Source organism: Phyllobacterium sp. K27, assembly GCF_054796155.1.
Window position 1 is genome coordinate 392,620 of sequence record NZ_CM139240.1, and the last position, 26,996, is coordinate 419,615.

At 52.5% G+C, this 26,996-nt stretch carries 24 protein-coding genes and 1 tRNA gene; 15 read left to right on the plus strand and 10 right to left on the minus strand.

The features are described from left to right. Positions 1-216 precede the first annotated feature (216 nt). The 7 genes from ACYJL1_RS01870 to ACYJL1_RS01900 all read right to left on the minus strand — a co-directional run bounded on the left by ACYJL1_RS01870 (position 217) and on the right by ACYJL1_RS01900 (position 7,693). The gene (locus ACYJL1_RS01870; RefSeq protein ID WP_460896769.1) at positions 217-609 is read right to left on the minus strand and encodes a hypothetical protein; all 393 of its coding nucleotides are present in this window, start codon (positions 607-609) and stop codon (positions 217-219) included. A gap of 391 nt (positions 610-1,000) precedes the next feature. After that, complete coding sequence (locus ACYJL1_RS01875) at positions 1,001-2,461, minus strand: hypothetical protein (RefSeq protein ID WP_460896770.1); 1,461 nt, start codon at positions 2,459-2,461, stop codon at positions 1,001-1,003. A 386-nt stretch (positions 2,462-2,847) separates the two neighbouring features. Next, positions 2,848-3,447, minus strand: a complete 600-nt coding sequence (locus ACYJL1_RS01880; protein WP_460896771.1) for a hypothetical protein — start codon at positions 3,445-3,447, stop codon at positions 2,848-2,850. Next, the gene (locus ACYJL1_RS01885; protein WP_460896772.1) at positions 3,447-3,743 is read right to left on the minus strand and encodes a hypothetical protein; all 297 of its coding nucleotides are present in this window, start codon (positions 3,741-3,743) and stop codon (positions 3,447-3,449) included. The genes ACYJL1_RS01880 and ACYJL1_RS01885 overlap by 1 nt, the downstream gene beginning before the upstream one ends. Positions 3,744-5,291: 1,548 nt before the next feature. Further along, positions 5,292-6,968, minus strand: a complete 1,677-nt coding sequence (locus ACYJL1_RS01890; protein WP_460896773.1) for a DUF6538 domain-containing protein — start codon at positions 6,966-6,968, stop codon at positions 5,292-5,294. Between the two features lie 101 nt (positions 6,969-7,069). Next, a tRNA-Ala gene (locus tag ACYJL1_RS01895) sits at positions 7,070-7,145 on the minus strand. A gap of 167 nt (positions 7,146-7,312) precedes the next feature. Then, the gene (locus ACYJL1_RS01900) at positions 7,313-7,693 is read right to left on the minus strand and encodes a TIGR02300 family protein (protein WP_460896774.1); all 381 of its coding nucleotides are present in this window, start codon (positions 7,691-7,693) and stop codon (positions 7,313-7,315) included. Positions 7,694-8,037: 344 nt separating this feature from the next. Here ACYJL1_RS01900 and aroA point away from each other — a divergent pair, with 344 nt between their 5' ends. The 4 genes from aroA to rpsA all read left to right on the plus strand — a co-directional run bounded on the left by aroA (position 8,038) and on the right by rpsA (position 12,536). Further along, a complete protein-coding gene (gene aroA, locus ACYJL1_RS01905) occupies positions 8,038-9,393 on the plus strand; it encodes a 3-phosphoshikimate 1-carboxyvinyltransferase (RefSeq protein ID WP_460896775.1) in 1,356 nt (451 codons plus the stop codon). Positions 9,394-9,400: 7 nt separating this feature from the next. Further along, the gene (locus ACYJL1_RS01910) at positions 9,401-9,718 is read left to right on the plus strand and encodes a hypothetical protein (protein WP_460896776.1); all 318 of its coding nucleotides are present in this window, start codon (positions 9,401-9,403) and stop codon (positions 9,716-9,718) included. Between the two features lie 341 nt (positions 9,719-10,059). Then, on the plus strand, positions 10,060-10,698 hold the full coding sequence (gene cmk, locus ACYJL1_RS01915) for a (d)CMP kinase (RefSeq protein WP_460897904.1): 639 nt from the start codon (positions 10,060-10,062) through the stop codon (positions 10,696-10,698). A gap of 137 nt (positions 10,699-10,835) precedes the next feature. Then, positions 10,836-12,536, plus strand: a complete 1,701-nt coding sequence (rpsA, locus tag ACYJL1_RS01920; RefSeq protein ID WP_460896777.1) for a 30S ribosomal protein S1 — start codon at positions 10,836-10,838, stop codon at positions 12,534-12,536. A gap of 72 nt (positions 12,537-12,608) precedes the next feature. On the opposite strand, the gene ACYJL1_RS01925 is transcribed toward rpsA, so the two are convergent. After that, entirely contained in the window at positions 12,609-13,196 is a 588-nt protein-coding gene (locus ACYJL1_RS01925; protein WP_460896778.1) for a hypothetical protein, read from the minus strand. A 442-nt stretch (positions 13,197-13,638) separates the two neighbouring features. Between ACYJL1_RS01925 and ACYJL1_RS01930 the strand changes: the two genes are divergently transcribed. Together ACYJL1_RS01930 and ACYJL1_RS01935 are read left to right on the plus strand one after the other, a co-directional pair. Next, positions 13,639-14,667 carry a LacI family DNA-binding transcriptional regulator gene (locus tag ACYJL1_RS01930; protein ID WP_460896779.1) on the plus strand — a complete coding sequence of 343 codons (1,029 nt, stop codon included), beginning with the start codon at positions 13,639-13,641 and terminating at the stop codon, positions 14,665-14,667. 130 nt (positions 14,668-14,797) lie between these two features. Continuing rightward, entirely contained in the window at positions 14,798-15,766 is a 969-nt protein-coding gene (locus ACYJL1_RS01935) for a complex I NDUFA9 subunit family protein (RefSeq protein WP_460896780.1), read from the plus strand. A 137-nt stretch (positions 15,767-15,903) separates the two neighbouring features. Here the strand turns inward: ACYJL1_RS01935 and ACYJL1_RS01940 are convergent, their stop codons facing one another. Further along, the gene (locus tag ACYJL1_RS01940; protein WP_460896781.1) at positions 15,904-16,710 is read right to left on the minus strand and encodes an undecaprenyl-diphosphate phosphatase; all 807 of its coding nucleotides are present in this window, start codon (positions 16,708-16,710) and stop codon (positions 15,904-15,906) included. A gap of 261 nt (positions 16,711-16,971) precedes the next feature. On the opposite strand from ACYJL1_RS01940, the gene ACYJL1_RS01945 reads away from it, so the two are divergent. From ACYJL1_RS01945 to ACYJL1_RS01955, 3 genes are read left to right on the plus strand one after another with little or no spacing between them, the layout of a single operon-like run. Next, positions 16,972-17,664, plus strand: a complete 693-nt coding sequence (locus ACYJL1_RS01945; protein ID WP_460896782.1) for a glutathione S-transferase family protein — start codon at positions 16,972-16,974, stop codon at positions 17,662-17,664. Between the two features lie 36 nt (positions 17,665-17,700). Continuing rightward, entirely contained in the window at positions 17,701-18,852 is a 1,152-nt protein-coding gene (gene queG / locus ACYJL1_RS01950) for a tRNA epoxyqueuosine(34) reductase QueG (protein ID WP_460896783.1), read from the plus strand. Continuing rightward, positions 18,849-19,736 (plus strand): SDR family oxidoreductase, encoded by an 888-nt coding sequence (locus ACYJL1_RS01955; RefSeq protein WP_460896784.1) that lies wholly within the window; start codon positions 18,849-18,851, stop codon positions 19,734-19,736. The genes queG and ACYJL1_RS01955 overlap by 4 nt, the downstream gene beginning before the upstream one ends. Here the strand turns inward: ACYJL1_RS01955 and ACYJL1_RS01960 are convergent. Beyond that, positions 19,720-20,763 (minus strand): zinc-dependent alcohol dehydrogenase family protein, encoded by a 1,044-nt coding sequence (locus ACYJL1_RS01960; RefSeq protein WP_460896785.1) that lies wholly within the window; start codon positions 20,761-20,763, stop codon positions 19,720-19,722. The genes ACYJL1_RS01955 and ACYJL1_RS01960 overlap by 17 nt on opposite strands. 80 nt (positions 20,764-20,843) lie before the next feature. On the opposite strand from ACYJL1_RS01960, the gene mepA reads away from it, so the two are divergent. The 6 genes from mepA to ACYJL1_RS01990 all read left to right on the plus strand — a co-directional run bounded on the left by mepA (position 20,844) and on the right by ACYJL1_RS01990 (position 26,950). After that, entirely contained in the window at positions 20,844-21,878 is a 1,035-nt protein-coding gene (gene mepA, locus ACYJL1_RS01965; RefSeq protein WP_460896786.1) for a penicillin-insensitive murein endopeptidase, read from the plus strand. An 88-nt stretch (positions 21,879-21,966) separates the two neighbouring features. Next, positions 21,967-22,422, plus strand: a complete 456-nt coding sequence (locus tag ACYJL1_RS01970; RefSeq protein ID WP_460896787.1) for a methylglyoxal synthase — start codon at positions 21,967-21,969, stop codon at positions 22,420-22,422. A gap of 15 nt (positions 22,423-22,437) precedes the next feature. Continuing rightward, positions 22,438-23,466 (plus strand): glucokinase, encoded by a 1,029-nt coding sequence (locus tag ACYJL1_RS01975; RefSeq protein WP_460896788.1) that lies wholly within the window; start codon positions 22,438-22,440, stop codon positions 23,464-23,466. A 181-nt stretch (positions 23,467-23,647) separates the two neighbouring features. Further along, positions 23,648-25,486, plus strand: coding sequence for an ABC transporter ATP-binding protein (locus ACYJL1_RS01980; RefSeq protein WP_460896789.1), 1,839 nt, complete (start codon positions 23,648-23,650; stop codon positions 25,484-25,486). Further along, entirely contained in the window at positions 25,483-26,304 is an 822-nt protein-coding gene (gene dapB, locus ACYJL1_RS01985) for a 4-hydroxy-tetrahydrodipicolinate reductase (RefSeq protein ID WP_460896790.1), read from the plus strand. The genes ACYJL1_RS01980 and dapB overlap by 4 nt, the downstream gene beginning before the upstream one ends. A gap of 25 nt (positions 26,305-26,329) precedes the next feature. Continuing rightward, positions 26,330-26,950, plus strand: a complete 621-nt coding sequence (locus tag ACYJL1_RS01990; RefSeq protein ID WP_115054581.1) for a 2,3-bisphosphoglycerate-dependent phosphoglycerate mutase — start codon at positions 26,330-26,332, stop codon at positions 26,948-26,950. The last annotated feature ends 46 nt before the right edge of the window (positions 26,951-26,996 follow it).

Sequence of the window (26,996 nt, forward strand, 5' to 3'; positions counted from 1 at the left end):
GGTAAAATAGAAAAGCCCGGATATTGCATAAGATGATGTCAGAATCGCCGAAGTCATTCAGTAGTTTCTCCCACTAATTTTAAAGACAACCCCATTTTTAATGCGCCGGGGTCTCTATCGAGCGCTCACAACATCAAACCGGAGATTACCTGCCTGCCGAAGTGTGTAAAGACATTATTTAAAAAAACGTTTTATATTCTATATGTTATATGCTCTTCATTCTGGTTTCTTCTCCGGAGATACGGCGCGAGAAACGCGAATGATGCCGCGCTCAATCACCGGAGTAGCCACTATCGTTAAAGCAGCAATCATTGCATACAGGGGTGCTACCCATACCCAAATGTCTGCGACTGTCATCTGCTGAAACGATCCCGTGAAATGAAGCCAAGCCAAGTAACAAAGAATTGGCACAGCTAAGGGAGAAAAAAGGGCAAGAGCCAGAAAGAGCAAGCTGATATCGAAAGCCTTCTCTGTATGGTCGCTCTGCTGCGCCGTGCTCGCATGATCGCCAGTATCGTCAATCGCTGTGCTTCTCACGGGCAGTGCAGCGCTCACGTATGGATTGCAGGGTTTGCTAGTATCAGAGAGCACCACAATAGTGACTTTCATGTCACAATTCCTGACGTCACACCATTGCTAGCCCAGAGCCCAGCGTTACAAACTATGTTTCGAGACCAGATACTGTTCATCCCCTCTGATCGTCCTTGAAATTTTCAGCTGACTGCTTCTGCTGCTCAACAACATCGAGAGCTATAACTAAAAGCTCATTGATCGTTGCGTTTCGTGAGACTGCCCTCCCGGTCCGCTTACGGCGCACAAGAACCGCCTCATCAATTCGATGTACACACTCCAAAGGAACGACGATGTGAAGTCGGGATTCCATAATGATTTTCCTTTCGGTTTCTAAACGTGATTTTGAGGAACTGGACATCGATGCATTGCGGTGGACTTGGCAACTTCTCGATGAACGGCTTTGGTCAATTCCGTATCCGACGTGGACTTAGTCTTCTCGGAAATAGGGTGTTATCCGTGTGTCGTAGCTCGGAAGCGGTTGGTCCGTGCAGACCGGGGCGTTTGCCAGTGCTTCGGCGGCGCGCATCTGTTTGGCTACATCCGACCCTGGATGAATGCCTCGCCGTTGCATGCTTTCGGCGTTCTTCTGCATAAGTAGGGCGGTTCGGAAGGCTCTGCCCGCCTCGGCCTTGGCCTTGGCATTTTCTTCACGCATCTTGGCGGTGTAATGCTCTTCTGCAACGGCTAGCAGAATTTCCTCGCGGGTTTTACCTTTGATGAACAGCTGACGAATACGTCGATCTCCGACGCTAGGAGCATGTTCTACCCATTCGTCGAGTTTCTTACCAGCATACGCCGACATAAGGCGGGGGCGGTGGCGGACAATGAACATGATATCTGGAACTTCCGGGCAGGCGGGGCGCTTCATCCAGCCAAACACACGGCGACGGATTGTGAACCAGTCGCGAACGATCCACTCAAACATTTCATGGCATTCTTCCGGCGTACCATTCCATCGAGACAGTATTGAGGATTTCAACATCCCCATCTCCTTCCGTGACCACGGTTGGAACAGAGCTCCGTTAGTATTCTCGTTCTTGTTCTCGATCTCGAAAGCACGGCGGAAAGTGTTCATAATTGCACCCGGTTGCAAAAGTTGGCGTTCCGGGTTTGCCGAGGTAGTACAGTGCGGCGTCGAAAGGGGGGGCCGCGCAATGGGGGGATTTCTTTCATCTATCCGGGCAAGCGGTCTCTGACGGTGGCGAGTTACCACTTCTGGAAAAAATTCTCCCTCTGAAACCGAGGCCGGTTGGCCGAAGGCTGACCGGAGACTTTCTTCCTCTTTAAAAAGTTCTTCTCTAAGAAGTTCCTCTTTAATGGGGTGCGAATTTTGACACCGGGGGGGTGCGATTTTTCGCACCGGAGGGGTGTGATTTTTCGCACCACCTAATAGCGAATTATCGGGGGTTTCGATCCAGTTATCGCCTTTCCCGGACTTGTGGGCGACATCCGGCCGCTCGTTTTTCAGTCTTTCAGACACGGGGAGCATTTGGTCATCCGGGGTCCAGTTGGTGTTTGGTGTGATGAGTAGGCCTTTGCGCGTATCGGTACGGTCAGCAACGATAAAACCCTTGGCCTCAAGAGCCGCAATCGTGTCGATAAGGGTTCGCTTTTTGACACCGGTACCGCAAGTGAGATTATCGCCGCTTTCCATGAAGCGGTAGGAGAACCGGCGGTCGGCGAGACCCCAATTCACGGTGCAATCGAGTATAAAGGATAGCACACCGAACTCGGCAAGCGACAAATGTGCGCGCCATTCTCGGTTGAACGCCCGCATGATCTCCTGTTGAAACTTAGGATTTCTTCGGGGATTTAAGTCGCTGCTGTTGCCTGATTCGGAACGCGTTGAGCGGTCCATTGAAACAATGTTGGTGGGAACAGTTAGCATGATTTCCAATCCCGCTACATTTGCGTATTGGGCAATAATACCATATGCACAAAATATTATCAATATCAATTAAGTACAGTTTGGGTCTATACTGTTGACCAAGAGAGTGTATATGGCTTGAAATTGTACGATCTAAAATATTGCTTAGTATTATTGTTTTTATTTTGCAACCCGTTGCAAAATCTAATCATGCGCCAGCTTGCGAACATGACCTGCAAAATGAATGCGGTTACCTCGGTCACTTACCGCTTTGTCTTTACTTTGAGTCTCACCTCGCCCAGCCTTGCGATGGCATTCGCTGCCCCACAGAAGGCGAGGTGAATTCGGTTGCTCAGGCCATTAAAGCTAGCTTTGCTGATCCCTACAACCGCTTGGACGTTCCGGACCTACAGTGGAGAAACATTTGCAACAAGTAACTGGCACCGCATAGGATTAGTCACATGCGCTGGATTGTTGAGATACATCTCTTCGCCATATGTATATTCATGTTTCGAAACAGTCAGCGTGTTGCCGCTGATAGAAACGGCAGTGCTGGTCATGATAGCACTGTAGAAGCCCCACCCCGGTTCTGTGTCGCCGGTTTTGACAAACTGAAGACTCGCGCCGCCATTAACTATGCAAGCGGCGATTTTTGTTACGCCGGAGTAGCCTTTGATAAAGTTTTTGGAACTGACATCTACGTCAAGGGAGTCTAAAAGGATAAGCGGCGCAGCATTTGAGGAGAACTTGCATACCCCTGATGCGTCGAAGATATCCATACCCGCCCCATGCACAGTACGAGGGATGTTTGCTGCGTCCTGAAATGTGAATATGTTATCGCGACCGACAAAACGGGCAGTGTCCTGACCAATATTTGCACCGAACGTGGCCGCCCATTTATCCGCACCCATTCCCCCGCCCGTTTTTTCTCTCAAATGATAATGGCGAGATAGGTCATCGATTTGGTAAATACCGCTGTCATTAATAACTTGGATTCCTGCCACCATCAGAAGCACCCCACAATCATCTCATATTGATATCCATCAGCGACAATTGACCAAGATACGGTTTGTCCGCTGGTTGCTACGGTCATGTCAGGGATTCCAGATATTCCCATATAGTGGTAAGGCGCGCCGTTGAGCCAGCGAACAGCCACTACCCAAGGTTTAGTTCCCGGCGGGAAAATTGCCGATCCAGTCAGGACAGAACTCGCAGCGCGTCGAAACAAAATACGACCGGCGCGATCATTCGTGTCGAAGACCAATTTACCGCTCGCGTCCCAAACTTGTAAACCTTGTGCCATGATCACTCTCTTTGTCCGCAGCGTTTAACTGTTTGCTTTTCGGTCAGCCCATGCTGGAGCTGAGCCGCTCCACCACAAGTCTAATTTGAGGTAGAAGTTCGTGGTCGGCTGTACTCGGAAGTTTTTGCTTCAAAGAGTTTTGCAACCGGATGCAATTTCCGCACTTCAAAACACGTCCCAAATGTCAGAATTACCCCCCCCCGCGAGACGATGAAATTCGCCGACCAGACATTAGGATCATACCCGCACTAAGATAGCCGAGTGGCAAGGTCTGGTAAATAGTACTTTAAAAAACTTCCATTAGTTTTAGAATATTACTCAGGTCCTCGGGCAGAACAAAATAGACCTAAAGCAATTTGTAATATACACTCTCTTCGTCAACAGTACTTTTTTAATCAATTACCATATTAACCGAACGTAGGCTCGGTTCGCATTGTGGCCCCCACTTAAGCTCACCACAGATTACAGCCCCGTGGGGACAAAATATTTGCTAATAGCTATCCCACTAGGTCCGATACCATAAAACCGCTCTGGTGGGCGGATATGGCGGTTTTAGAGGCATATCCATCATCAATCGTCCCTCACTGGTTTGGACCACTCCCATCAACGGCAGAAATAGGTTGGTGCAAACGGTGATTTCTGTCTTCTTTCCGGGCAAGCGGTCTCTGGCGATGGCGAGTTACCACTTCCGGGAAGAGAGTTTCTTCAACCCGTGTCGCGTCGTCCGGTTTACCGGGCGAACGCGTCTCTTGTTCTTTAAGAGAATGTTCTAAGAAAGATTGTTCTTTAATGGGGTGAACAATCGTGCACTGGGGGGGTGAACAATCGTGCACTAGGGGGGTGCACGATTGTTCACCACCTAAACCGGGGAATCTCTTTCGTCTTTCCGGGCAAGCGGTCTCTGCGGTGGCGAGTTATTACCGGCGAAACAGAGAAATCGTTTTCTGTCTGCTGACCATCCGGCTTGCCGGGTGTGTCAGTACCTTTTAACTTAGAAAGATCAACTTGAAAGAAATCCTCTTTAATGTCCGGACACTTTTGTCCGGGGGGGGGAGGACATTTCTGTCCGGGGGGAGAGGACATCTATGTCCGGGGTCTGATGGGCAAATGGAGAAACAGAAAAGCCATCTTCTGTGTGCTGACCATCCGGCTTGCCGGGTGCGTCAGTACCTTGTTCTTTAAGAGAATGTTCTAAGAAAGATTGTTCTTTAATGGGGTGACAGATTTGTCACGGGAGGGGTGACATATCTGTCACGGGGGCGGCGCCATATTTGTCACCCCGGAATTATCGTATTTTCTAACCAGTTAGCATCTTTCCCAGACTTGTGGGCGGCACTCTGGTTGGTGTTTTTCAGCCTTTATGCACGTGGAGCATTTGATCCTCAGAATCAGCTGCGTTTCGTTCCCCCCGTTTCGAACGAATCGTGAGCCAACAACGTTCTGTAGAGTTTAGGAGAATTGGGAGGAAGGGACTCACCTCCAGAACGATTTTCTTGCTTTGAAGCTGGAAAATTTTGCAACCGGGTGCAAAGTTTCAACCACAACAGATCAGATTTCCGACTGGTACAAGTGAGAAAGATCGAGGTTTGGGTAACGGACGTCCTTGATCGCATCAGCGAGAGTACCGGCCCGAAGCCCGCTGCCATAGTGATCCTCAGTGTTTTTCCCTGACCACCCGCCAAGCGCACGAACTTTTTCAGTCGATATGTCGGCCTCACGCAACGCGTCTCGGTATGAATGTCTAAAAGAATGGAAGACCTTCTTCTTATCTTTGATCTCTACAGCGTCCAAGAACCGAGCGAAATATTTGGAAAACGGGTCCGATCGGTACCCGGTTGAGCCGAGCGGCAACTCAGGAAACAACGGCGCGTTCGTTAGACCCTTTTTTCGGCGAGTAGCTACATAACGGAGGAGGCCAATAGAACGAAGTTCATTGTGTACGGGTATAAAACGATGTCCGGCTGCGGTTTTGACGCGCTTGGTTTCTCCGTCATCATCACCACGAATCAAGATGACGTCTACACCGTCTTCGACAACGAAATCATCAAGAGTCAACTGACAGATTTCGTTGAGACGCATTCCAGAGTACAAAGAGATGAGCGGTATCCAAAACCTTCCGCGCCGAGGTTTGTTGGGGCCCGGCTTGGCATATCCATATTCATCATCCACGCACCCGGTATATATGGGAGCGTCAAATATCTTTGTGAGATCATCTACTGTAAAGGGGTCTCGACGGTCTTTAGCCCGCACTTTCTCGCCACGGAACAACAAACCGCTGGTCGGGTCCGATACGACGAATCCTTCTTCCACTGCAAAACGAAATAGAGCGCCGATCTGCCGCAAATATCCGTTTGCTGTGTCGATCGAGAGAACAGGCAACTTCTTGTCTGCACCCAATTCAGCAGCTTCAAAAATTGTAGCGTCGGGAAAATGCTTCGCAGCGTTGCTCGGTAACTTCGCTAAAAGCGCCATGAATTCCCGCACGCGCTGCCGATCGATAAGGTCGATTGGCGTGTCTTGGGCAAAGAACTCCTTGATCACTTCCCATTGCGCATCCCGCTTCTTTGCCGACTTTCCGACCAGCGGTGCTCTCGTAGAGTCACTTCGAAACGCTTCCATTAAATTCTTCAAGGTAAATTTTGCAACCGGGTGCAAATCTGTCTGGGCCGATAGCGAGGTAAACTGAGGGTCGAGGCTCACCTGCGCACCCGGTATACTCCGTTGGAAATCTCGCTTTGCGATTTCTATGACGGCGGGCTGGAGGATTCTTTGTAGGCGATTTCCATCCTCTGATGACGGATCGAATTCGAGGCCTTGCGCGGCGAGTATTGTTTTCGCAGCTTGATATGCAGCCGGAGCTACATTTTCTGACGATGTAGACATCGCATAGTCGTAGCGCGCGTCTTCACTTGATAGATAGGAATCGGTCGAATGACTGTTCTTTTTCTCTTCCTCAACGAACCATCGGGATACGAGATAATGGATTTCACGGTCAGATAAGCGATAGTCGCGCTTCAATCTCAGCTTGGCCCTCAACGATTCCCACTCGGCATCGAGCGCAACGCGTTCATAGCGCGCTTTAAGCTTTGCTTCTTTCAAGTCGCCTGTCTTGAGGGATTTCTTGATTTCAATCTTGCCTACCAACGGTCGCAGTTCATCTGGAACTCGCAACCGGAACCAATAAACGCTTCCCCTAAGCTGTAGGTTCTCTGCTTTCCTAGACAATGCCCGCCCGCACTTTGTGTACCACTCTGGTGTACCAACTTGCCAAACTAGGGTATTGAAATCAAATAGTTTTTAGGGATATCAACCACATAAGTGTGTAATGGTGGAGCCAAGCGGGATCGAACCGCTGACCTCTTGCATGCCATGCAAGCGCTCTCCCAGCTGAGCTATGGCCCCATTCCAATCGGCCCATTGAGCCGCGCCGGTAAACCGGCTTTGTTTTCAACAAGGTCTGGTAACCTTGCTTTCGCTATCCGAAGATGGCGGGTTATTAGCTTCCGCTCACGCGAAGATCAAGCCCCGTTCGCCGCTTATTTCTCGGCGAACGGAACTTATTTCTGGAATCAATTCTCGTCGTCGTCGCCAATGCCGCCGCCAAGAATGTCGGTGACGTCGTCATCCTCATCTTCTTCGTCGGTCGCGAGAAATGTATCGTCATCGTCCGAATCATCGACTTCGACGTCATCGCCCAAATCCGGAACATCACTGTCGGTGTCGCCATCAGCTTCTTCGAGAGCCACGAATTCCGGCTTCTCCAGTGCTACATCCAGCTCTTCAGTTTCTACTTCTTCCTCTTCCTCCCGGGCAGAGACTGTCGTCTCAAAATAGCTGAGAGGATAGGTCTTGCCTGTAAACGGCGAAACAATCGGATCGCGGTTCAGGTCATAAAATTTCTGCCCGGTTTCCGGGTCAACACGCTTGGTGCCAAGTTTTGGATTAACCACGTTCTGCCTCGTCTTGCTGCGCTTGCCGGCTGACAATTATTGCGCCATGTGCTCCAGGGATGCACGTGCACGCAATAACACTTTGTGTTGGCGCATAATCCTTATCCAAAATCGAACTGATTTTTGGGATTATACGCTTGTTTCCTGAAGACGCGGTTTTTCCGGCCGCCCCTCATAAAAAAATTCGTGGTCCCATAAACGCAATTCGTCGCATTTGTCAAAGCGAAAAAGCACTGCGCGAGGATTGAATTTGCAAGATGACCGCAGAACCAAGCTGTGTTAGGAGGTGCTCGGCCTACCAAGTTTTCCCCGCCCACTCCATTTTATCGCGATTGACCCTTATCATGTCCCACGATTTGCCGCAAAAGCCCGCAATATCCCGCCGTTCAAACGCTCTTTCAGGCGATATCCGTATTCCCGGCGACAAATCGATCTCGCACCGCTCTTTCATGTTTGGTGGCCTGGCCTCGGGCGAGACACGCATTACCGGTCTGCTCGAGGGTGAGGATGTCATTAACACGGGTCGGGCCATGCAGGCCATGGGTGCGACAATTGCCAAACAGGGTGATGTCTGGATTATCAAGGGAACGGGCAATGGCTGCCTGCTGCAACCTGAAGCGCCTCTGGACTTCGGCAATGCCGGCACCGGCGCACGTCTCACCATGGGCCTTGTTGGCACCTATGCCATGGAAACCACATTTACAGGCGACGCGTCCCTGTCGAAGCGGCCGATGGGCCGCGTGCTCAATCCTCTACGCGAGATGGGCGTTCAGGTTTCCGCCGCCGATGGCGACCGAATGCCGCTGACCTTGCGCGGTCCGAGAGTCGCAGCTCCCATCACTTACCGCGTTCCCATGGCTTCGGCGCAAGTGAAATCAGCTGTTTTGCTCGCTGGCCTGAACACACCAGGCATAACGACAGTGATCGAGCCGGTGATGACCCGCGACCATACAGAAAAGATGCTGCAAGGTTTCGGAGCAAATCTCTCAGTGGAAACGGATAAGGACAATGTGCGCCATATACATATTGAAGGCCAAGGCACGTTGACCGGCCAGACAATAGACGTTCCAGGTGATCCTTCATCAACGGCTTTTCCGCTGGTCGCTGCTCTGCTGGTTCCCGGCTCGGATGTCACCATCCGCAACGTTTTGATGAACCCGACCCGCACGGGGCTGATTCTGACCTTGCAGGAAATGGGCGCGAATATTGAAACCATGAATGCCAGGCTTGCAGGGGGCGAGGATGTCGCTGACCTGCGGGTGAAGTATTCCGAGCTGAGAGGTGTCAATGTACCGGCAGATCGCGCGCCGTCGATGATTGATGAGTATCCGGTACTGGCTGTCGCCGCGAGTTTTGCCAGCGGTGAAACCATGATGAACGGTCTGGAAGAATTGCGCGTGAAGGAGTCGGATCGGCTTTCTGCCGTGGCCAATGGCTTGAAGGTCAATGGCGTCGATTGCACGGAAGGTACCGAAACACTGAGTGTGCGTGGACGCCCGGACGGCAAGATGATCGGCGGCGGTATAGTGGAAACCCACCTTGATCATCGCATCGCAATGAGCTTCCTTGTCATGGGATTGGTTTCGGAAAAACCGGTTACCGTCGATGATTCGACCATGATTGCGACAAGTTTCCCTGAATTTATGGCGATGATGGTCGGCATGGGTGCAGAGATCGCCGAACTTGCTACGCCAATATGATGACTCAATGAATCCATTTTTCTCGGCCATTACCGCATATGGGCTTTATGGAATGTCCAGTATCCCATTCATCGTGTGGGCCGCAAAGAGTGCCCATACTGGCACGCTTGCCAGCAGGTCGGATCAGCATTGGCCGGGTATAAGCTGCACGATTTTTCGTATCGTTCTTCCTTTACTGCTCATCTTCCTCTATGCGTGGAACATCTCCGATGCTGCGGACGCGAGCGAGTGGGTGCCTTACCAGTTTCTCCTGCTGCCACCAGCAATTGGGTCGATAGCCGGTTACGGTATAGGGTTCTTTACAGGCAACAGGATAACGAGCTGATGTATTTCCTGCTGGCATCGATTGCTATCACGGCTATCCCCTACGCTATCGAGCGCATCGGCCTCAAAGTTCGCTTCGGGCTGTTTGCACTGTTGTTCTGGCTGTTTGTTTTCCAGCTCCTGCTGATTCTCGCAATCGATACATTGCTGCAAAATCTGGCTTCCACTCTGCCTGAGTGGCTGGAATCGATGATGACGACCCTTGGTGGCTTTGCTTTTGTAACTATTGGCATTACGCCGCTTATCACGCTGGTCCTTGCCGCAGCCTATCTGCTCTTTGCGCTTTGGCAGTGGTTCTTCGACAAGGATGAACTCGAATTATCGCCGCCAAAACATTTCACAATCGCCATTGATGGTCCGGCCGCTTCGGGCAAAGGTACGCTTGCACGACGACTTGCCGAATTTTATGGATATCATCATCTGGATACAGGCCTCACCTATCGCGCGGTGGCCAAGGCACTGCTGGATCAGGATATGCCGCTTGACGATGAATTTCTGGCTGAAAAAGCTGCACGGTCTGTCGATCTGTCAAAGCTCGATCGTGCGATTTTGTCTGCACATGATGTTGGTGAGGCGGCATCAAAAGTTGCCGTCATGCCGGCCGTACGCCGGGCACTTGTCACCGCACAGCAGGGATTTGCATTGTTGACGCCAGGCGCGGTATTGGATGGTCGTGATATCGGCACCGTGGTATGCCCCGATGCACCTGTGAAACTCTATATTACTGCCTCGCCGGAAGCACGGGCGCAGCGGCGCTACGACGAGATCAAGGCCAGCGGCAAAGACGCAAACTATCAAGATATTCTCGATGATCTTATCCGCCGCGATGAGCGTGACATGGGACGTACAGACTCTCCGTTGAAGCCCGCAGCGGACGCGCACTTGCTTGATACGACAGAAATGGATATAGAGACCGCGTTTCTTAATGCCAAAACTCTGATTGATCAGGCCTTGGCGCGGGAAGCCCGTAATACCAAGTAATACATTTGCAGCCAGCCCTCGCACCGGATTGCCCTCATAGGGTGGGTTGGCATGTGAATGATCCGTAACTCGAACCACCGGTGCCTGTGCCCAAAAACCTTTCCCAAAGCGGAAAGCCGGGTACATCAGGAGTATATATGTCTCAAGCCAATCCATCGCGCGAAGATTTCGAAGCTCTTCTCGCCGAGTCCTTTGCCACCAACGATCTTGCAGAAGGTTATGTTGTAAAGGGCCGTGTTGTTGCCATCGAAAAAGACATGGCGATCATCGACGCCGGTCTCAAGGTTGAAGGCCGCGTTCCGCTGAAGGAATTCGGTGCGAAAGCCAAGGACGGCTCGCTTAAGCCAGGCGATATCGTTGAAGTTTATGTTGAGCGCATTGAGAATGCGCTGGGTGAAGCTGTTCTGTCGCGCGAGAAAGCACGCCGCGAAGAGAGCTGGGTTCGCCTGGAAGAGAAGTTCAACCGCGGCGAACGTGTCGATGGTGTGATCTTCAATCAGGTCAAGGGTGGTTTCACTGTCGATCTCGACGGCGCCGTCGCCTTCCTGCCACGCTCGCAGGTCGACATCCGTCCGATCCGCGACGTTACTCCACTTATGCACAATCCGCAGCCCTTCGAAATCCTCAAGATGGACAAGCGTCGCGGCAATATCGTTGTATCGCGTCGTACAGTTCTCGAAGAGAGCCGTGCAGAACAGCGTTCTGAAATCGTCCAGAACCTCGAAGAGGGTCAGGTTGTTGAAGGCGTTGTCAAGAACATCACCGATTATGGTGCGTTCGTTGATCTCGGCGGCATTGACGGTCTGCTGCATGTGACCGACATGGCATGGCGCCGTGTGAACCATCCATCGGAGATCCTGACCATCGGCCAGACGGTCAAGGTTCAGATCATCCGTATCAACCAGGAAACACATCGTATTTCGCTCGGCATGAAGCAGCTCGAAAGCGACCCTTGGGATGGTATCGGTGCGAAGTACCCGATCGGCAAAAAGATCTCTGGTACGGTTACCAACATCACCGACTACGGTGCATTCGTTGAAATCGAGCCAGGCATCGAAGGCCTTATCCACGTTTCCGAAATGTCCTGGACAAAGAAGAACGTGCATCCGGGCAAGCTGCTCTCGACCACACAGGAAGTCGAAGTCGTTGTTCTCGAAGTGGATCCGGTCAAGCGCCGCATCTCCCTCGGCCTCAAGCAGACACTCGACAATCCTTGGACGACCTTTGCAGACAAGTTCCCTGTCGGCACAATCGTCGAAGGCGAAGTCAAGAACAAGACCGAATTCGGCCTGTTCATTGGCCTCGATGGCGATGTTGACGGCATGGTTCACCTCTCCGACCTCGACTGGAATCGTCCAGGCGAACAGGTCATCGAAGAGTACAACAAGGGTGACATGGTCAAGGCGCAGGTTCTCGATGTTGACGTTGAGAAAGAGCGCATCTCGCTTGGCATCAAGCAGCTTACCGGCGACAAGGTCGGCGAAGCAGCAACTTCGGGTGAACTACGCAAGAATGCCGTTGTAACCGTGGAAGTTACGGCGATCACCGATGGTGGCCTTGAAGTGCGTCTGGTCGATCACGATCTTGACACCTTCATCCGCCGCGCTGATCTGTCCCGTGACCGCGACGAACAGCGTCCAGAGCGCTTCACTGTCGGTCAGAAGGCAGACGCACGCGTCATCGCTTTCGACAAGAAGACCCGCAAGCTGCAGGTTTCCATCAAGGCGCTTGAAATCGCTGAAGAAAAGGAAGCTGTTGCCCAGTACGGTTCGACAGACTCCGGCGCTTCGCTTGGCGACATTCTCGGCGCAGCCCTGAAGAACCGCGAAAAGAACTAAGTCCACTATCTGGATTTTAGCAATGAACCCGCCGGTACGCCGGCGGGTTTTTTGTTGCCTGAGCCTTGGGTCTTAGATCGTGTCAAACTGAACTAAAATGAAAGCCACTTGAATGATCAGCGCCGCAACCAGAATCGCAAACCGCGCTTTTCGGTTGCTGAAGTAAATCCCGGCACTGAGCAATCCGATCAGCGCCAGATTGCGCAAGGGATACTCCGGCCCAAGGGAGCGGAAGTGGCTGGCCCCCTTCATTGCCGTATCGATAAAATCGAAAATGAAGATCGATATCATGATGCCGAAAAACCAGCCCCTGCGGGACATGAAGTAATCTTCGTATCCGTCATAGCCCTCCATACTGTCCGGAAACAGCATGGCACATGCCAGAAAATGTAAGCTGGCAAAAAAGATAACGAAGAGATATGCTTCAAACTTCCATAGCATCAGTTGGTGAAGATAGAATTCAAACCACCAGAAATGCACGACCGTGAGCAGAGTAAAAAATACCCAGCCCAAGTGAATAACATAGATATTCCTATGCTGCGGATGCTGGATTATCCGAGCAACACCAGTGAGCAGGCGCGAGACACTGAGGCCAAGAACAATGCCGATAATGACGCGGACATGTGTGAATACTTCCGGATTTGGAATGGCACCTTCCATCTGGCAATCTCCATGTTAGCGACACGGCCTTTATATTGGCATGCTAGAGCAAGTTTTGTTTATATAGAGCCAATTCTGTTTCTCGGGTCAGGACCCTAGGTCCCCTACATAACAAAGCAACCTTGTAGGTTCGGCTATTTTGATTTCTGTACTTCAAAATATCGAAACTGGCGGCTAGAAATTTACGCCATCATGGATTACTAAAACCTATTGGTTCAGATACGTGCATTAACCAGACGAGAAACTATCTATCTGATTTTTTGGTATTCAATGAGTTAACCCCGAATTTATAACAAATTAACATCAAATCGCTATACGCATCATTTCAACTTTTACGAATATTTGTGCAGCTAAAAATTGCATAGTTTAGAATTCATTCATTTATCAGGGCTGCGCTTGCAATCGTTTTTCAGATTGCCCGTAGCCCACAAGGAATTTACCGATGCCTAAAGACATCAAAACTATGGAAGAATTTTCCGAATTTGCGGGCGTGTCGCGCCCTACAGTATCGAAATACTTCAACGATCCGTCATCTGTCCGCAAAAGCACTCGCGATACTATCGAAGCTGCGCTTCTTAGCTCTGGCTATAAACCGAACATTTTTGCGACCAATCGACGAACACACATTCTCGGCGTAATCGTGCCAAATTCCAACGACCCGTTCTACATGTCACTGACACGTCGCATACAGGATTTGGCGGGATTGGCCGGCTATATGGTTTTTGTACAAAGTTCCGAAGGGCGCCCGGAGCTTGAGCAACGTGCCCTTGAAACATTTCAGTCCATGAATGTAGCTGGAGTTATTATAGGCCCGCTTGGCATGCTTTCGCATCATGAAAAGCTGACAAAAGCCGCTGAGTCAGTACCTCTTGTGTATATTGACTCGCCACTGGATGACACATCCCCCTTTGTGGGAACAGACAATAGACAGAGCGTCAAGCTCATCGTGGACTATCTGACAAGATCAGGCGATGCTCCCTGTTATTTCAGCCTGCCACCGCTTAACAGCAATGTGCAAGACCGCAAGAACGCCTACACTGAAGCAATGAACGATCTCGGCTTGGAGCCCCTTTTCGTGCCGGTGGATGAAGAGACAACATGGAACCTCGAGAAATTTGCTTTTGATACAACTGTCCGCATCCTGCGAGACGGGTCTTTTCCCACCAAGACAGTACTGTGCGGTAATGACCGCATAGCGGCGGGCGTTTCCGCTGCAGCATATCAAGCTGGGCTGAGGATTGGCCGACGACAGAATGACGATCTTCGGTTGGCGGGCCATGACGACCAACCCTTTGCCCGCTATATGTCACCACCACTAACAACCGTTGCGCAAAACAATAAAGAAATCGGCCGATTGGCAGTCGAGCTTATGTTTCAGAAACTCGGTGAAACACGCGATACCAAAACATTGCTACCAGCCAACGAGCGCATTCATTTAAACGCTGAAATCATGCTGCGTATGTCGGCATGATTATGTAAATGACGCAAGCGCGGCAACGCGCCGCGAAATTCGTGAGACAACAGGCCTTTGCGTCGACATCGAAACGCATTAAACAGCATACCAATAATTGTTGTACGTTTTGACTGCTCAGGAGAGTTCAATGACAATCACCAAACCAAAACTGGTTACTGTTTTTGGGGGCTCTGGCTTTGTCGGTCGTCATGTGGTTCGTGCTCTCGCCAAACGCGGTTATCGGGTCCGGGTTGCCGTCCGGCGACCTGATCTTGCTTTTCATTTGCAGCCATTGGGTGGCGTCGGTCAAATTCAGGCAGTTCAGGCCAATCTGCGTTATCGCTGGTCGGTGGACCGCGCGGTGGCCGGTTCTGACCATGTTATCAATTTGGTCGGCATACTTTATGAGGGTGGCAGCCAGCGCTTCAGCACTGTGCATGACTTTGGCGCACGCGCTGTTGCAGAAGCTGCCCGTGCGGCGGGTGTTCCTCTAACGCATATGTCGGCGCTGGGCGCGAATTCGCAATCGCAGTCCGCATATGCAAATACAAAAGGGCGCGCTGAAGAGGCCGTCCGGAAAATTCTGCCGGAGGCATATATTATCCGTCCGTCAGTTATTTTTGGGCCAGAGGATGGTTTCTTCAACAAGTTTGCTGCGATGGCACGTATCTCGCCATTCCTGCCATTGATCGGTGGTGGCCATACAAAGTTTCAGCCAGTCTATGTCGGCGATGTAGCCGAGGTGATCGCGCGTTCCGTCGACGGCGCTTTGCAGCAGGGCACAGTTTACGAACTGGGCGGCGGGGAAGTTCTGACTTTCCGCCAGTGCATGGAAGAAATGCTTCGCGTCATTGGCCGCAAGCGGGTATTTCTGTCCATCCCGTTCTGGGTCGCATCCATACAAGGGGCAATCCTTGGCCTTTTGCCAAAGCCGATGATCACTTCCGATCAGGTTATCCAGCTTAGAAATGACAATATCGTTTCCGAACAAGCAAAGACAGAAGGGCGCACGCTTGAAGGTCTTGGCATTCGTCCACAGACCATCGAGACGATTTTACCATCCTACCTTTGGCGCTTCCGCGCGCAAGGTCAGTACTCCAGCCAGAAATCCGCCTGATCAGAGCCTTGCTTGGATAACATCGTTCTGCCGGAGGGAGTTTGTGGGGAAGGCCGAAGGGCTTAGCCACCAGAACTGCTTCAATTTTAAACAAGAACGACTCTCGACACCTTGGTGGATATTGGGATCGGCGTGGCTTACCGCATCAGGATGAGCGCGACGAGCCCCACCGTACCCACCACAAGCCGCCACCAGGCGAAAAGCCCGTAGCCGTGACGGGATACGTAACCCAACAGATAGCGCACCACCAGCACGGCGGATATGAAGGCTGCGATGAAGCCAACCCCTATCAATGTCATGTCATCGAAAGTCAGAATATTGCGGTTCTTGAAAAGGTCCAAGGCAAAGGCACCTGCCATGGTGGGCATGGCCAGAAAGAACGAGAATTCAGCCGCCGAACGCTTGTCTGCCCCGAACAGCAAAGCTCCAACAATTGTCGAGCCTGAACGCGATGTTCCGGGGATCATGGCAAAGCACTGGAAGAGGCCGATCTTGAAATAGAGCGGCAAGGGAAAATCCATCGCATCCGTATAACGCGGCTTCAGGTCAAGTCTGTCCACCCAGAGAAGGATAAGCCCGCCCAGTATCAGCATGGTACAGATCAGCATTGGCGATTCAAACAGGACTGCCTTGATCAGCCCGTGGGCGAGAACCCCAATGACAACGGCTGGTAGAAATGCGATCAGCACGCCGGTTACAAAACGTCTGGCTTTCGGATCATTGGGCAGATCACGCGCTATTTTCAGAAGGCGCCCGAAATAAACGGTCAGAATGGCGAGGATTGCACCAAGCTGGATCAGCACCTCGAAGGTTTTTCCATTGGATTCAAAACCAAGAAAATGGCCAGCAAGCAAGAGATGCCCGGTTGAAGATACGGGAATGAATTCGGTAAGACCTTCCAGCAATCCCAAGAAAAGCGCTTCAACGATCGTCTGAGTTTCCATGTTTATGCTTACCGCTTTCTTAACCCGTGCTGCGGGTCCTGCCCCGCCAAAAGGGCACCGCAACAATTGAATACACTGCACAATTTTTGTCTTAGCCGATTCTCGTTTAAGAAATTATCCCGCGAGAACCAACTGTCCGTTAAATCGTGTTTACTTGTCTCATGCCGCCGTTGCGCCTATAGCATTGGCCCAAAGCCCGCCGCGCCTGCAATACGATGCCGACCCGCAAAATGCCAGTTCGAAAGATTTAGAATATCCGCCATGTTGACGCTTTTTCATCACCCCATGTCCACCGGCTCGCGATATACGCGGCTGATCCTCAATGAATATGATATTGAGGTACAGCTGATTGAGGAAAATAGCTGGGCGCGCCGGAAGGAGTTCCTGTCGCTCAATCCAGCCGGTACATTGCCCGTATTGCTTGCAGAAGGTGATGTGCCGGTAGCAGGCGCATCAGTGATTGCCGAATATATTGATGAAACACGTGGCGCATTAAAACGCAGCCGCCGTTTGTTCCCTGAAGATTCTCTCAATCGCGCTGAAGTACGCCGACTGGTTGATTGGTTCCTCAGCAAGTTTGAGAATGAAGTGACGCGGCATATGGCGCGCGAACGCATCTTCAAGTTGCACATGACAGCCGAACAGGGAGGAGGCGCGCCCGACAGCGCTGCTATCCGCGCGGCGCGAGCTAATATTACCCAGCATATGAGATATATTGACTGGTTGACCGCCACACGCAATTGGCTTGCCGGGCCTGCACCAACCTATGCAGACATGGCTGCCGCCGCCTCGATCTCAATCCTCGATTATCTTGGCGAAGTGAAGTGGGCCGAGTATCGCGCGGCACGCGATTGGTACACACGAATGAAGTCCCGCCCCTCCTTCCGTCCGCTTCTCGCGGACCGTGTGCGCGGCCTGCCGCCTGCATCGCACTATGGTGATCTGGATTTTTGATCTTCTTGGGTATTTAAGTTCTTATGCACGGTTATCATGCAAATGAACCCAAATCAGCAAGAGCGGCTTAAGCAATTTATTATCGATGAGTCACGGGCTGCAGGCTTCGACGTCGTCGCCATTACCAGCCCGGACTCAATTCCACAGGCTGAAGAGCGCCTACGCGCCTATCTGGCGCTTGGACGTCATGCCACCATGGAATGGATGCTGGATACGGAAGAACGTCGTGGTAGCCCGCAAGCTTTGTGGCCGGAAGTTCGCTCAATCATCGTGCTCGCCATGAATTATGGCCCCGACAGCGACCCGCTGGCGATTCTTGAGCAAAAAGACAAGGCAGCGATCTCCGTCTATGCTCAGAACCGCGACTATCACGACATCATAAAAGGTAAGCTGAAAGGGGTGGCCAGTCGCTTTGCCTCGCGGGCTGCCGGGGAAGATCTCAAAGTGTTCGTTGATACGGCACCCGTCATGGAAAAGCCCCTGGCAGAAGCTGCGGGGCTTGGCTGGCAAGGCAAACACACCAATCTTGTCAGCCGGGCACATGGGTCCTGGCTCTTTCTCGGCACCATTTTCACAACAGCCGAGCTGCCTTCCGACACCAAAGAGCACGATCACTGCGGCTCATGTCGCGCCTGTCTCGACGCCTGTCCGACCTCGGCTTTCCCTGCGCCCTACCAGCTCGATGCGCGGCGCTGCATTTCCTACCTTACTATCGAGCATAAAGAGCCGATTGCACGTGAGTTTCGCAAGGCAATGGGCAACCGCATCTATGGTTGCGATGATTGCCTAGCCGTATGTCCGTGGAACAAATTTGCCGAAACCGCCAGAGAGGCCAAGCTGCGTGCTCGCGACGACCTTCGCTCGCCTTCTCTGGCCTACCTGTTAACCTTGGATGATGCCGCATTCAGAATCCTGTTCTCCGGTTCGCCGATAAAGCGCATAGGTCGTGATCGCTTTTTGCGAAATGTACTGAACGCCTGCGGTAATTCGGATGATCCGGATTTGGTAGACCCGATAAAGCAACATCTATCCGATACTTCGCCACTTGTGCGTGGGTCCGCGGTGTGGGCTTTGAGTCAGCTCCTGAACGCAGAGAGCTTTTCGAAGCTCCGGCTGTCTCATGCGGTGGAAGAAAATGACGCGACAGTCTTGACCGAATGGCACAATGGCGTGAACAATCAACTATGAAGATTTTCCTGTTTGGTGCCGGTTATTCGGCTCGCGCCTTTGCCAGATCAATTGGTTCCGTAGCCGAATTTATTGGCGGGACGACGCGCGATAGCGCAAAATTAGCTGCGCTGGAGAAGGAAGGAATTACAGCTTTTCTATTCCACGGCACCCATGCGTCGCAGGAGATTGCAGACGCGCTGGAAACCATCACCCATCTGGTTATTTCAACCTCTCCGGCAAAAACCGGCGATCCCGTGGTTGCACTTTTCGGAGACACGATCCGCCGCGCCATGCCAAAGCTGCAATGGATCGGCTATCTGTCGACAGTCGGCGTCTATGGCAATCATGCCGGCGCTTGGGTTGATGAAACAACGCCTTGCAGCCCGGTTTCTGCGCGCTCGGTGGAGCGTGTTAATGCAGAACAAAGCTGGCAGGCTTTGGCAGATGAACGCGGCGTTCCGCTGGCAATATTGCGGCTTTCAGGAATTTATGGGCCGGGCCGTAACGCTTTTGTCAATCTCACCAATGGGACGGCGCGGCGACTCAATAAAACCGGACAGGTTTTCAACCGTATCCATGTGGATGATATAGCTGGTGCGCTACAATTCCTCAGCACGCATAATCAAGGCGGCATATTCAACATCACGGATGATGAGCCAGCTCCGCCACAGGATGTCGTCGCCTATGCCGCCGAGTTGATGGGAATCGAGCCTCCGGAAGAGTCCGACTTTGAAACGGCACAACTGACGCCAATGGCGCGCTCATTTTATGGCGAGAACAAGCGTGTCTCGAACAAGCGGATCAAGTCTTTAGGCTTCTCATTTCGCTATCCCGACTATGGCACTGCCTTCGCGGCCATGTGGCGTGACGGCAGCTGGCGGGCATCTACTGAAAGCTCGTAATCACGTTAATTCCCGTGCCCTCGAAGCGGTCCATCGCCATAAGGGCCGCGGGCGCATCATCCAATGTGATTTCCCTGCCGATCAATCTCTCTGGCTTCAGCTTGCCCATCTCCAGCATGGCCATCAAAGCGCTATAGCGAAATGCCTGCATGCCGTGGCTTCCATATATCTCCAGCTCATGCGCAATGACCTTGTCCATGGGGATGGGTGAATGTGCATGGTCGCCAAGCATCAGCCCCACCTGGACATGGCGACCACGTCGACGCAGATTGGCGATTGAGTTAAAGCAGGTAGAAGGGTGTCCCAGCGCGTCGATGGAAACGTGGACACCGCCCTTGGTGATCTCTCTGACGGCTCCGATTATGTCCCGGGTTTCGCGTCCGTTGACGGTAGCAACGGCTCCTAGTTCTCGGGCAAAGGCAAGCTTTTCTTCAGCCAAATCGATTGCAACCACATTAGCGCCCATTGCAGTGGCGATCATAATTGCGGAGAGGCCCACCCCGCCGCATCCATGTACCGCCACCCACTCTCCTGGCTTTACCTTCGCTTGGTCGACAATGGCGCGGAACGACGTCACAAATCGGCAACCAAGACTTGCCGCCGTAGCAAAGTCCAGTGAATCAGGCAGAGCGACAAGATTCGTATCAGCGTAGTCGAGCGCGACATATTCAGCAAAGGAGCCCCACGCGGTGAAGCCCGGCTGAAATTGACTTTCGCACACTTGGTGATTACCGGAATTGCACTCGAAACAATGTCCGCAACCGCCGACAAATGGCACCGTTACTCGCTGACCGATTTTCCATCCTGTAACATGCTTGCCAATAGCTTCAATTGTGCCCGCAAGCTCATGGCCCGGCACATGCGGAAGAACAATATCCGCATCGTGCCCCATCCAGCCATGCCAATCGCTGCGACAGAGGCCGGTCGCTTCAATCTTGACCACCACGCCGCTTGCAGCAGGTTCGGGATCCATAACGTTCTGCACGCGGGGCAGCTGTCCAAACTGCTCGAAAATGACTGCTCTCATAATGTGGACCCCACCGAATCAAACCTATAGTTGTTTCCATATTGCGGGTTCCGTGCGAATCTTGCCATCATAAAGCTCGGATGATCGACGCGATTTTGCTTCTCATCTATTGGACAACAAAAATGACATCGAAAACTCTGCTCCGTTTTGCTGTTGGCCTATTGATCTCGTTGACAGCCACGCTCAATGCTCTGGCCGAAGACGGGCCTGCCAAACGCCTGTTCGGCACGCAATCATTGCCCAGTCTCGGAGCACCGCAATCGACCGGTTTTTACGCTAAAGGCTGCCTTGCAGGCGGTGTTGCATTGCCCGTGGACGGACCAGCATGGCAGGTCATGCGCCTGTCGCGAAACCGCAACTGGGGTCATCCACGCATGATCGCCCTGCTGGAGCGGTTGGCACGCGATGCCTCCAGCAAGGATGGCTGGCCCGGCCTTCTGGTCGGCGATATTTCGCAGCCGCGCGGTGGTCCCATGTTGACCGGTCATGCTTCACATCAGGTAGGGCTTGATGCCGATATCTGGCTGACACCGATGCCGGAACGCCGCTTGACCAACCAGGAGCGCGAGACGGTAGAGGCCAAATCCATGCTTCAAGGTGACACGCTGTTCGTTGACCCCGATAAATGGAGTACAAGTCGCACTGCCCTTTTGAAACGTGCCGCGAATTATCCAGAAGTCGAGCGAATCTTTGTTCATCCTGGTATCAAGAAGAAGCTGTGTGACAGCGTGCAGGGCGATCGTAGCTGGCTGAATAAAATACGCCCATATTGGGGGCATTATTATCATTTCCATGTAAGGATAAAATGCCAACCCGGATCGCCGCAATGCAAAGCGCAGGAACCAACAGGAACGGATGATGGTTGCGGCAAGTCTTTGGCCTGGTGGTTTACCGATGAGCCTTGGAAGAAGGCGCCTCCCCCCAAGAATCCGGTTAAACCCAAAGTGATGATGCTCTCGGACCTTCCCAAGCTTTGCGCCCAGATCTTGACTGCACCGGGTCCGAAATCCGTTGAAGAGGTCACGCTTGGCGTCGGAGCAAATGTTCCGCAGGCATCTGCCGATACAAGTCAGGACTTTCCGGAAGATATTCCGATTCCCGGTCAAAAGCCGTAAGGTCTTTTTGTGCTCTGCCCTTTTCACGCCGGTGTGAATTGTCTATAGAGTTTCAATCGATTTAGGGCCCACCCGAAAAAGAGTTTTGATGACACAGCCATTCCGCCTCGCGTTGATTGCCCATGATCAGAAGAAGGACGACATGGTGGCGTTTGCACGCAACTATGAAGCCTTGCTTGCGCCATGTGACATTGTCGCGACCGGCACCACAGGTGGATTGATACAGGAAGCGTGTCCTTCGCTGACAATCGCCCGAGTCAAAAGCGGACCGCTTGGCGGTGACCAGCAGATCGGTGCATTGATTGCAGAAGGACGGATTGACGGGCTTATATTCTTTGTCGACCCATTGTCACCCTTGCCACATGATGTCGATGTAAAAGCACTTATGCGACTGGCCAGCGTTTACGATATTCCGATGGCACTGAACCGGGCAACAGCAGAGATTCTCGTGCAAAAAAGAGGCTTGCTGCGTGATGATGCGGCCGACAATACATTGATGCGCCATTTGTCCGATCGGATGGATAAAGGCACAAGTGATACTTGAGACAGGAAAGCGATAATGGTTACACAGGCAGATATCGACCACATTATGAAGTTTCCGATTCTGGTCGGTGATATCGGTGGCACCAATGCACGCTTCGCAATTCTTGTCGATGCCTATGCCGAACCGAAGGAATTTCCGGTTCTGCAAACTGCCGATTTTCCAACCATTGACGATGCAATCCAGAACGCCATTCTCGATCACACCTCGATTCAGCCACGTTCCGCAGTGCTTGCCATTGCAGGTCCGGTAGAAGGCGATGAAATCGACCTGACCAATTGCGCCTGGGTCGTCAAACCGCGCCAGATGATGGAGACACTTGGCCTGTCAGACATTACCGTCATCAATGATTTCGAGGCGCAGGCGCTTGCTGTTGTCTCGCTTGAGCCTAAGCATCTTGAAAAGCTCGGTGGCGGTGAGGGCGATCCACACGGCAGCCGCGCGGTGCTTGGACCCGGCACTGGTCTCGGGGTTGCGGGCATGGTTCGTTCACGTGCCAGCTGGGTTCCTGTTCCCGGCGAAGGTGGCCATGTGGATATGGGTCCGCGTACTGAACGCGATCTCGAGCTTTTTCCCCATATCGAGCATATTGATGGCCGTATTTCCGGCGAACAACTGCTTTGCGGGCGCGGACTACAGAACATCTATCGCGCCATTTGCAAAGTTGGCGGAACCGAGCCGACGCTGGATACGCCTGCTGACATCACTGCGGCTGGCCTTTCCGGCGAATCTCCGGAAGCGAAGGAAACACTGGCGCTGTTCGTCACCTATCTCGGCCGTTTGGCCGGTGATTTCGCTCTGACCTTCATGGCACGCGGCGGCGTATATCTCGCCGGGGGTATCGTTCAAAGGATCGTAGAGCCGCTGAAAGACCCGGCCTTCCGCGAAGCTTTTGAGGACAAGGCCCCGCATCAACAAATATTGCGAGAAACGCCCGTCTACATCATCACGCATCCTCTGGCGGCTTTAAGTGGCCTGTCTGCATTTGCTCGCACACCGGCCCGTTTCGGCGTTGCAACGGAGGGTCGTCGCTGGCGCCAGAACTGACAGCAGCCCATCGCACTGGTCTGGGGCATCACGGCAACACTTGCCCGCCGCATTCAGTCAAACGGGCCTAAACCCATAGGCAAGGCGAAGCAATAACGCTATAGGGACAGGATCACGTGGCAAAAATTCCTGCAAAAGGACATTTGCCTGATGTTTTAGTACCAGCGAGTTGCCGCCTGTCATGAATGGTGTACCCAACAAGAAAAAGAAGAAAATCGACACGGCTGAAGCCAGGCGCGTCATTGGCAGGGTCTTCGGTGAAAATTTTCGGGATCAGCTTCCCACTTATGCACTCGCGGTACCCGCTATGCTTGCAACCGCTGGTTCTATGGCTTTCATTGCCATCGTCTTCAAGGATATTATCAACAAGATTTACTATGAACGTAATGCGGACCTGATCCTACCGATCAGTCTTGGTGTTCTGGCTGCCTTCGTCATTCGCGGTGCTGCTTCTTACGTTCAAGGTGTAGCAATGGCAAAGGTAGGCAATAATATCGTTGCCCGCTATCAGCACCGGATTTTTGACCATCTAATGAAATTAGGTCTAGATTTTTATCAGGATACGCGTTCGGCCCAACTTGCAGCTCGCATCAATCAGAACATTGGGGGCGTGCGCGAACTTCTTGATATTGTGGTCACCACGATAGGCAAAGATATTCCTACATTGATTGCGATGATTGGCAGCATGATCTATCTTGATCCGCTATTGTCACTTTTTGCGCTTCTCATTGGTCCTCCCGTCATCCTGACTGTACGCTATCTGACCAATCGCTTACGTGTGATCCATAGAGAATCCGTGACCTTGAACTCACGTCTTTTGGGGGCAATGCAAGAAGCAACGCAAGGAATCGCTATCGTCAAAGCATTCACGATGGAAGAGCAATTGCGCAGCAAGGTAAGTAACCTTATCTTTCGGGCCGAAGAGCGGGGGAACAAAATTTCACGCTTATCAGAAAGACTGTCGCCGATTACCGAACTTATCGCTGGCATCGCGATTTCATCAATGATTGCTTACACAGGATACCGGGCAGTCTACCACGCAGCTCCACCCGGTGCGATGTTTGCCTTTATTACAGCAGTTTTGTTTGCCTATGACCCTGTACGTCGTCTCGCCCGTGTGCAGGTCGGGCTTGAGCGCTCCCTCGTTAATGCCCGCATGATTTATGAAATTCTCGACATCGAACCGCGTCAAGCGGATAGTATCGGGGCCCTACCAATTACTGTTCCCCAGGGCGAAGTGCAGTTCGACGATGTCAGTTTCAGCTATGGCAATGGCATTCCAGTGTTGCACAATGTCAGCTTCACCGCAGAGGCAGGCAAGACCACCGCAATTGTCGGTGCGTCCGGTGCCGGCAAATCGACATTGATTGGTCTTGTTCAGCGCTTTTATGATATTGATGGCGGACGCATTTTGATTGATGGCCAGGATATTGCTCATGTCAGCAAGCGGTCGCTGCGTCAGTCCATCGCCTATGTTTCGCAGCAGCCCTATCTTTTTGAAGGGACGATTGCCGACAATATTCGCTACGGACGACCGGATGCGACCGACGAAGAGGTCATCGAGGCAGCCAAACTCGCTAATGCCGATGAGTTCATTATCAAGCAGCCACAAAGCTACGGCACCGAAGTCGGCGAGAATGGCATTACCCTTTCCGGAGGCCAACGCCAGCGCTTGTCTATTGCGCGCGCAATCGTTCGCAATGCTTCCATTCTTCTGCTCGACGAAGCAACGTCAGCGCTCGATAACGAATCGGAAAAGCGCGTACAGCAGGCTCTTGAACGTAGCATGCAGGGCCGCACAACCATCGTCATTGCCCATCGTCTTTCGACCATTGTCAATGCGGACCACATTGTCGTCATGGAGGCAGGGCGCGTCGTGGAAGAAGGGGTGCACGAAAGCTTGCTTGCCCGACCAAATGGCGTTTATGCGCGCTTCTATCAATTGCAAGGCAAGGATGATTCACCCATCATCTCTATGGGTGAAGACAAGTCTGCCGAACTCACGGGACGAACGGAATGAGCGCAGAAAATCCGATGAAGCTTGCCGTCACCGGTGCTGGCGGGCGCATGGGTCAGACACTGATCCGCCTCATACGCGCGACACCGGGGGCAGTGCTTGCCGGCGCTATAGAGCGCTCCGATTCGCCTCACATAGGACAGGATGCGGGTGAACTTGCCGGATTAGGTCATCTTGGTGTTCCGATTACCGATGATGCGCTTTCTGTCTTTGTCGGCGTTGAAGGCGTCCTTGATTTTACGGCACCTGCTGCGAGCATCGAATTTGCCGAGCTGGCTGCACAGGCGCGTATCGTCCATGTGATTGGCACAACGGGTTGCTCTGCCGAGGATAATGCCAAGATCGAAGCGGCAGCGCGCCATGCAGTCGTGATAAAATCCGGCAATATGAGTCTTGGTGTCAATCTGCTCGGCGTTCTGGTCAAGCAGGCGGCAAAGGCGCTGGGTGACGATTTCGATATCGAGATTCTCGAAATGCACCATAAACACAAGGTCGATGCACCATCGGGTACTGCTCTATTGCTGGGAGAAGCCGCTGCCGATGGCCGGGAAATCGGCCTCAGTCAGCACAGTGTTCGCGTGCGCGACGGATATACCGGGCCGCGTGAGGCCGGGACGATTGGTTTCGCCACCCTGCGCGGCGGCTCGGTTGTCGGCGATCATTCTGTCATTCTTGCGGGTGAAGGCGAACGCATCACGCTATCTCACCATGCGGAAGACCGCACCATCTTTGCGCGCGGCGCAATCAAGGCTGCACTTTGGGGTAAAGGCCGCAAACCCGGCCTTTACTCCATGCTCGATGTGCTTGGCCTCAGCGAATAATTTCAGCTTTAAAGGAGTCTTCAGAATGTCCGGAACCCTCGTCCTCGTGCGCCACGGCCAGAGCGAATGGAATTTGAAAAATCTTTTCACAGGCTGGCGTGACCCGGCTCTGACTGAACTCGGCCATGAGGAAGCCAAGGACGCAGGCAAGCGCTTGAAGGCCAAGGGTCTGAAATTCGACATTGCTTATACTTCTGTCCTGTCGCGCGCTCAAAACACCCTGCAACATATCCTCGAGGAGGTCGGCCAGACCGGTCTTCAGACCATCCGCGATCAGGCGCTGAACGAACGCGATTATGGCGATCTCTCAGGTCTTAACAAGGATGATGCCCGCGCCAAATGGGGTGAGGATCAGGTGCATATCTGGCGCCGTTCCTATGACGTACCACCACCTGGCGGCGAGAGCCTGCGCGACACTGGTGCACGCGTCTGGCCCTATTATCTTCACGAGATTCAACCTCATGTCCTACGCGGTGAAACCGTTCTGGTGGCCGCTCATGGCAATTCGTTGCGCGCGCTCATCATGGCACTCGACGGGCTGACAGGCGAAGAGATCGTAGCGCAGGAACTCGCCACAGGCGTGCCGATTGTCTACAAGCTCAATGCCGACTCGACGATTGCGTCAAAGGAAGTGCTGGCAGGGTGATAGTTCAAGCGGCTTAGCGATTTGGCCGCTTGACCATGCAACAGCG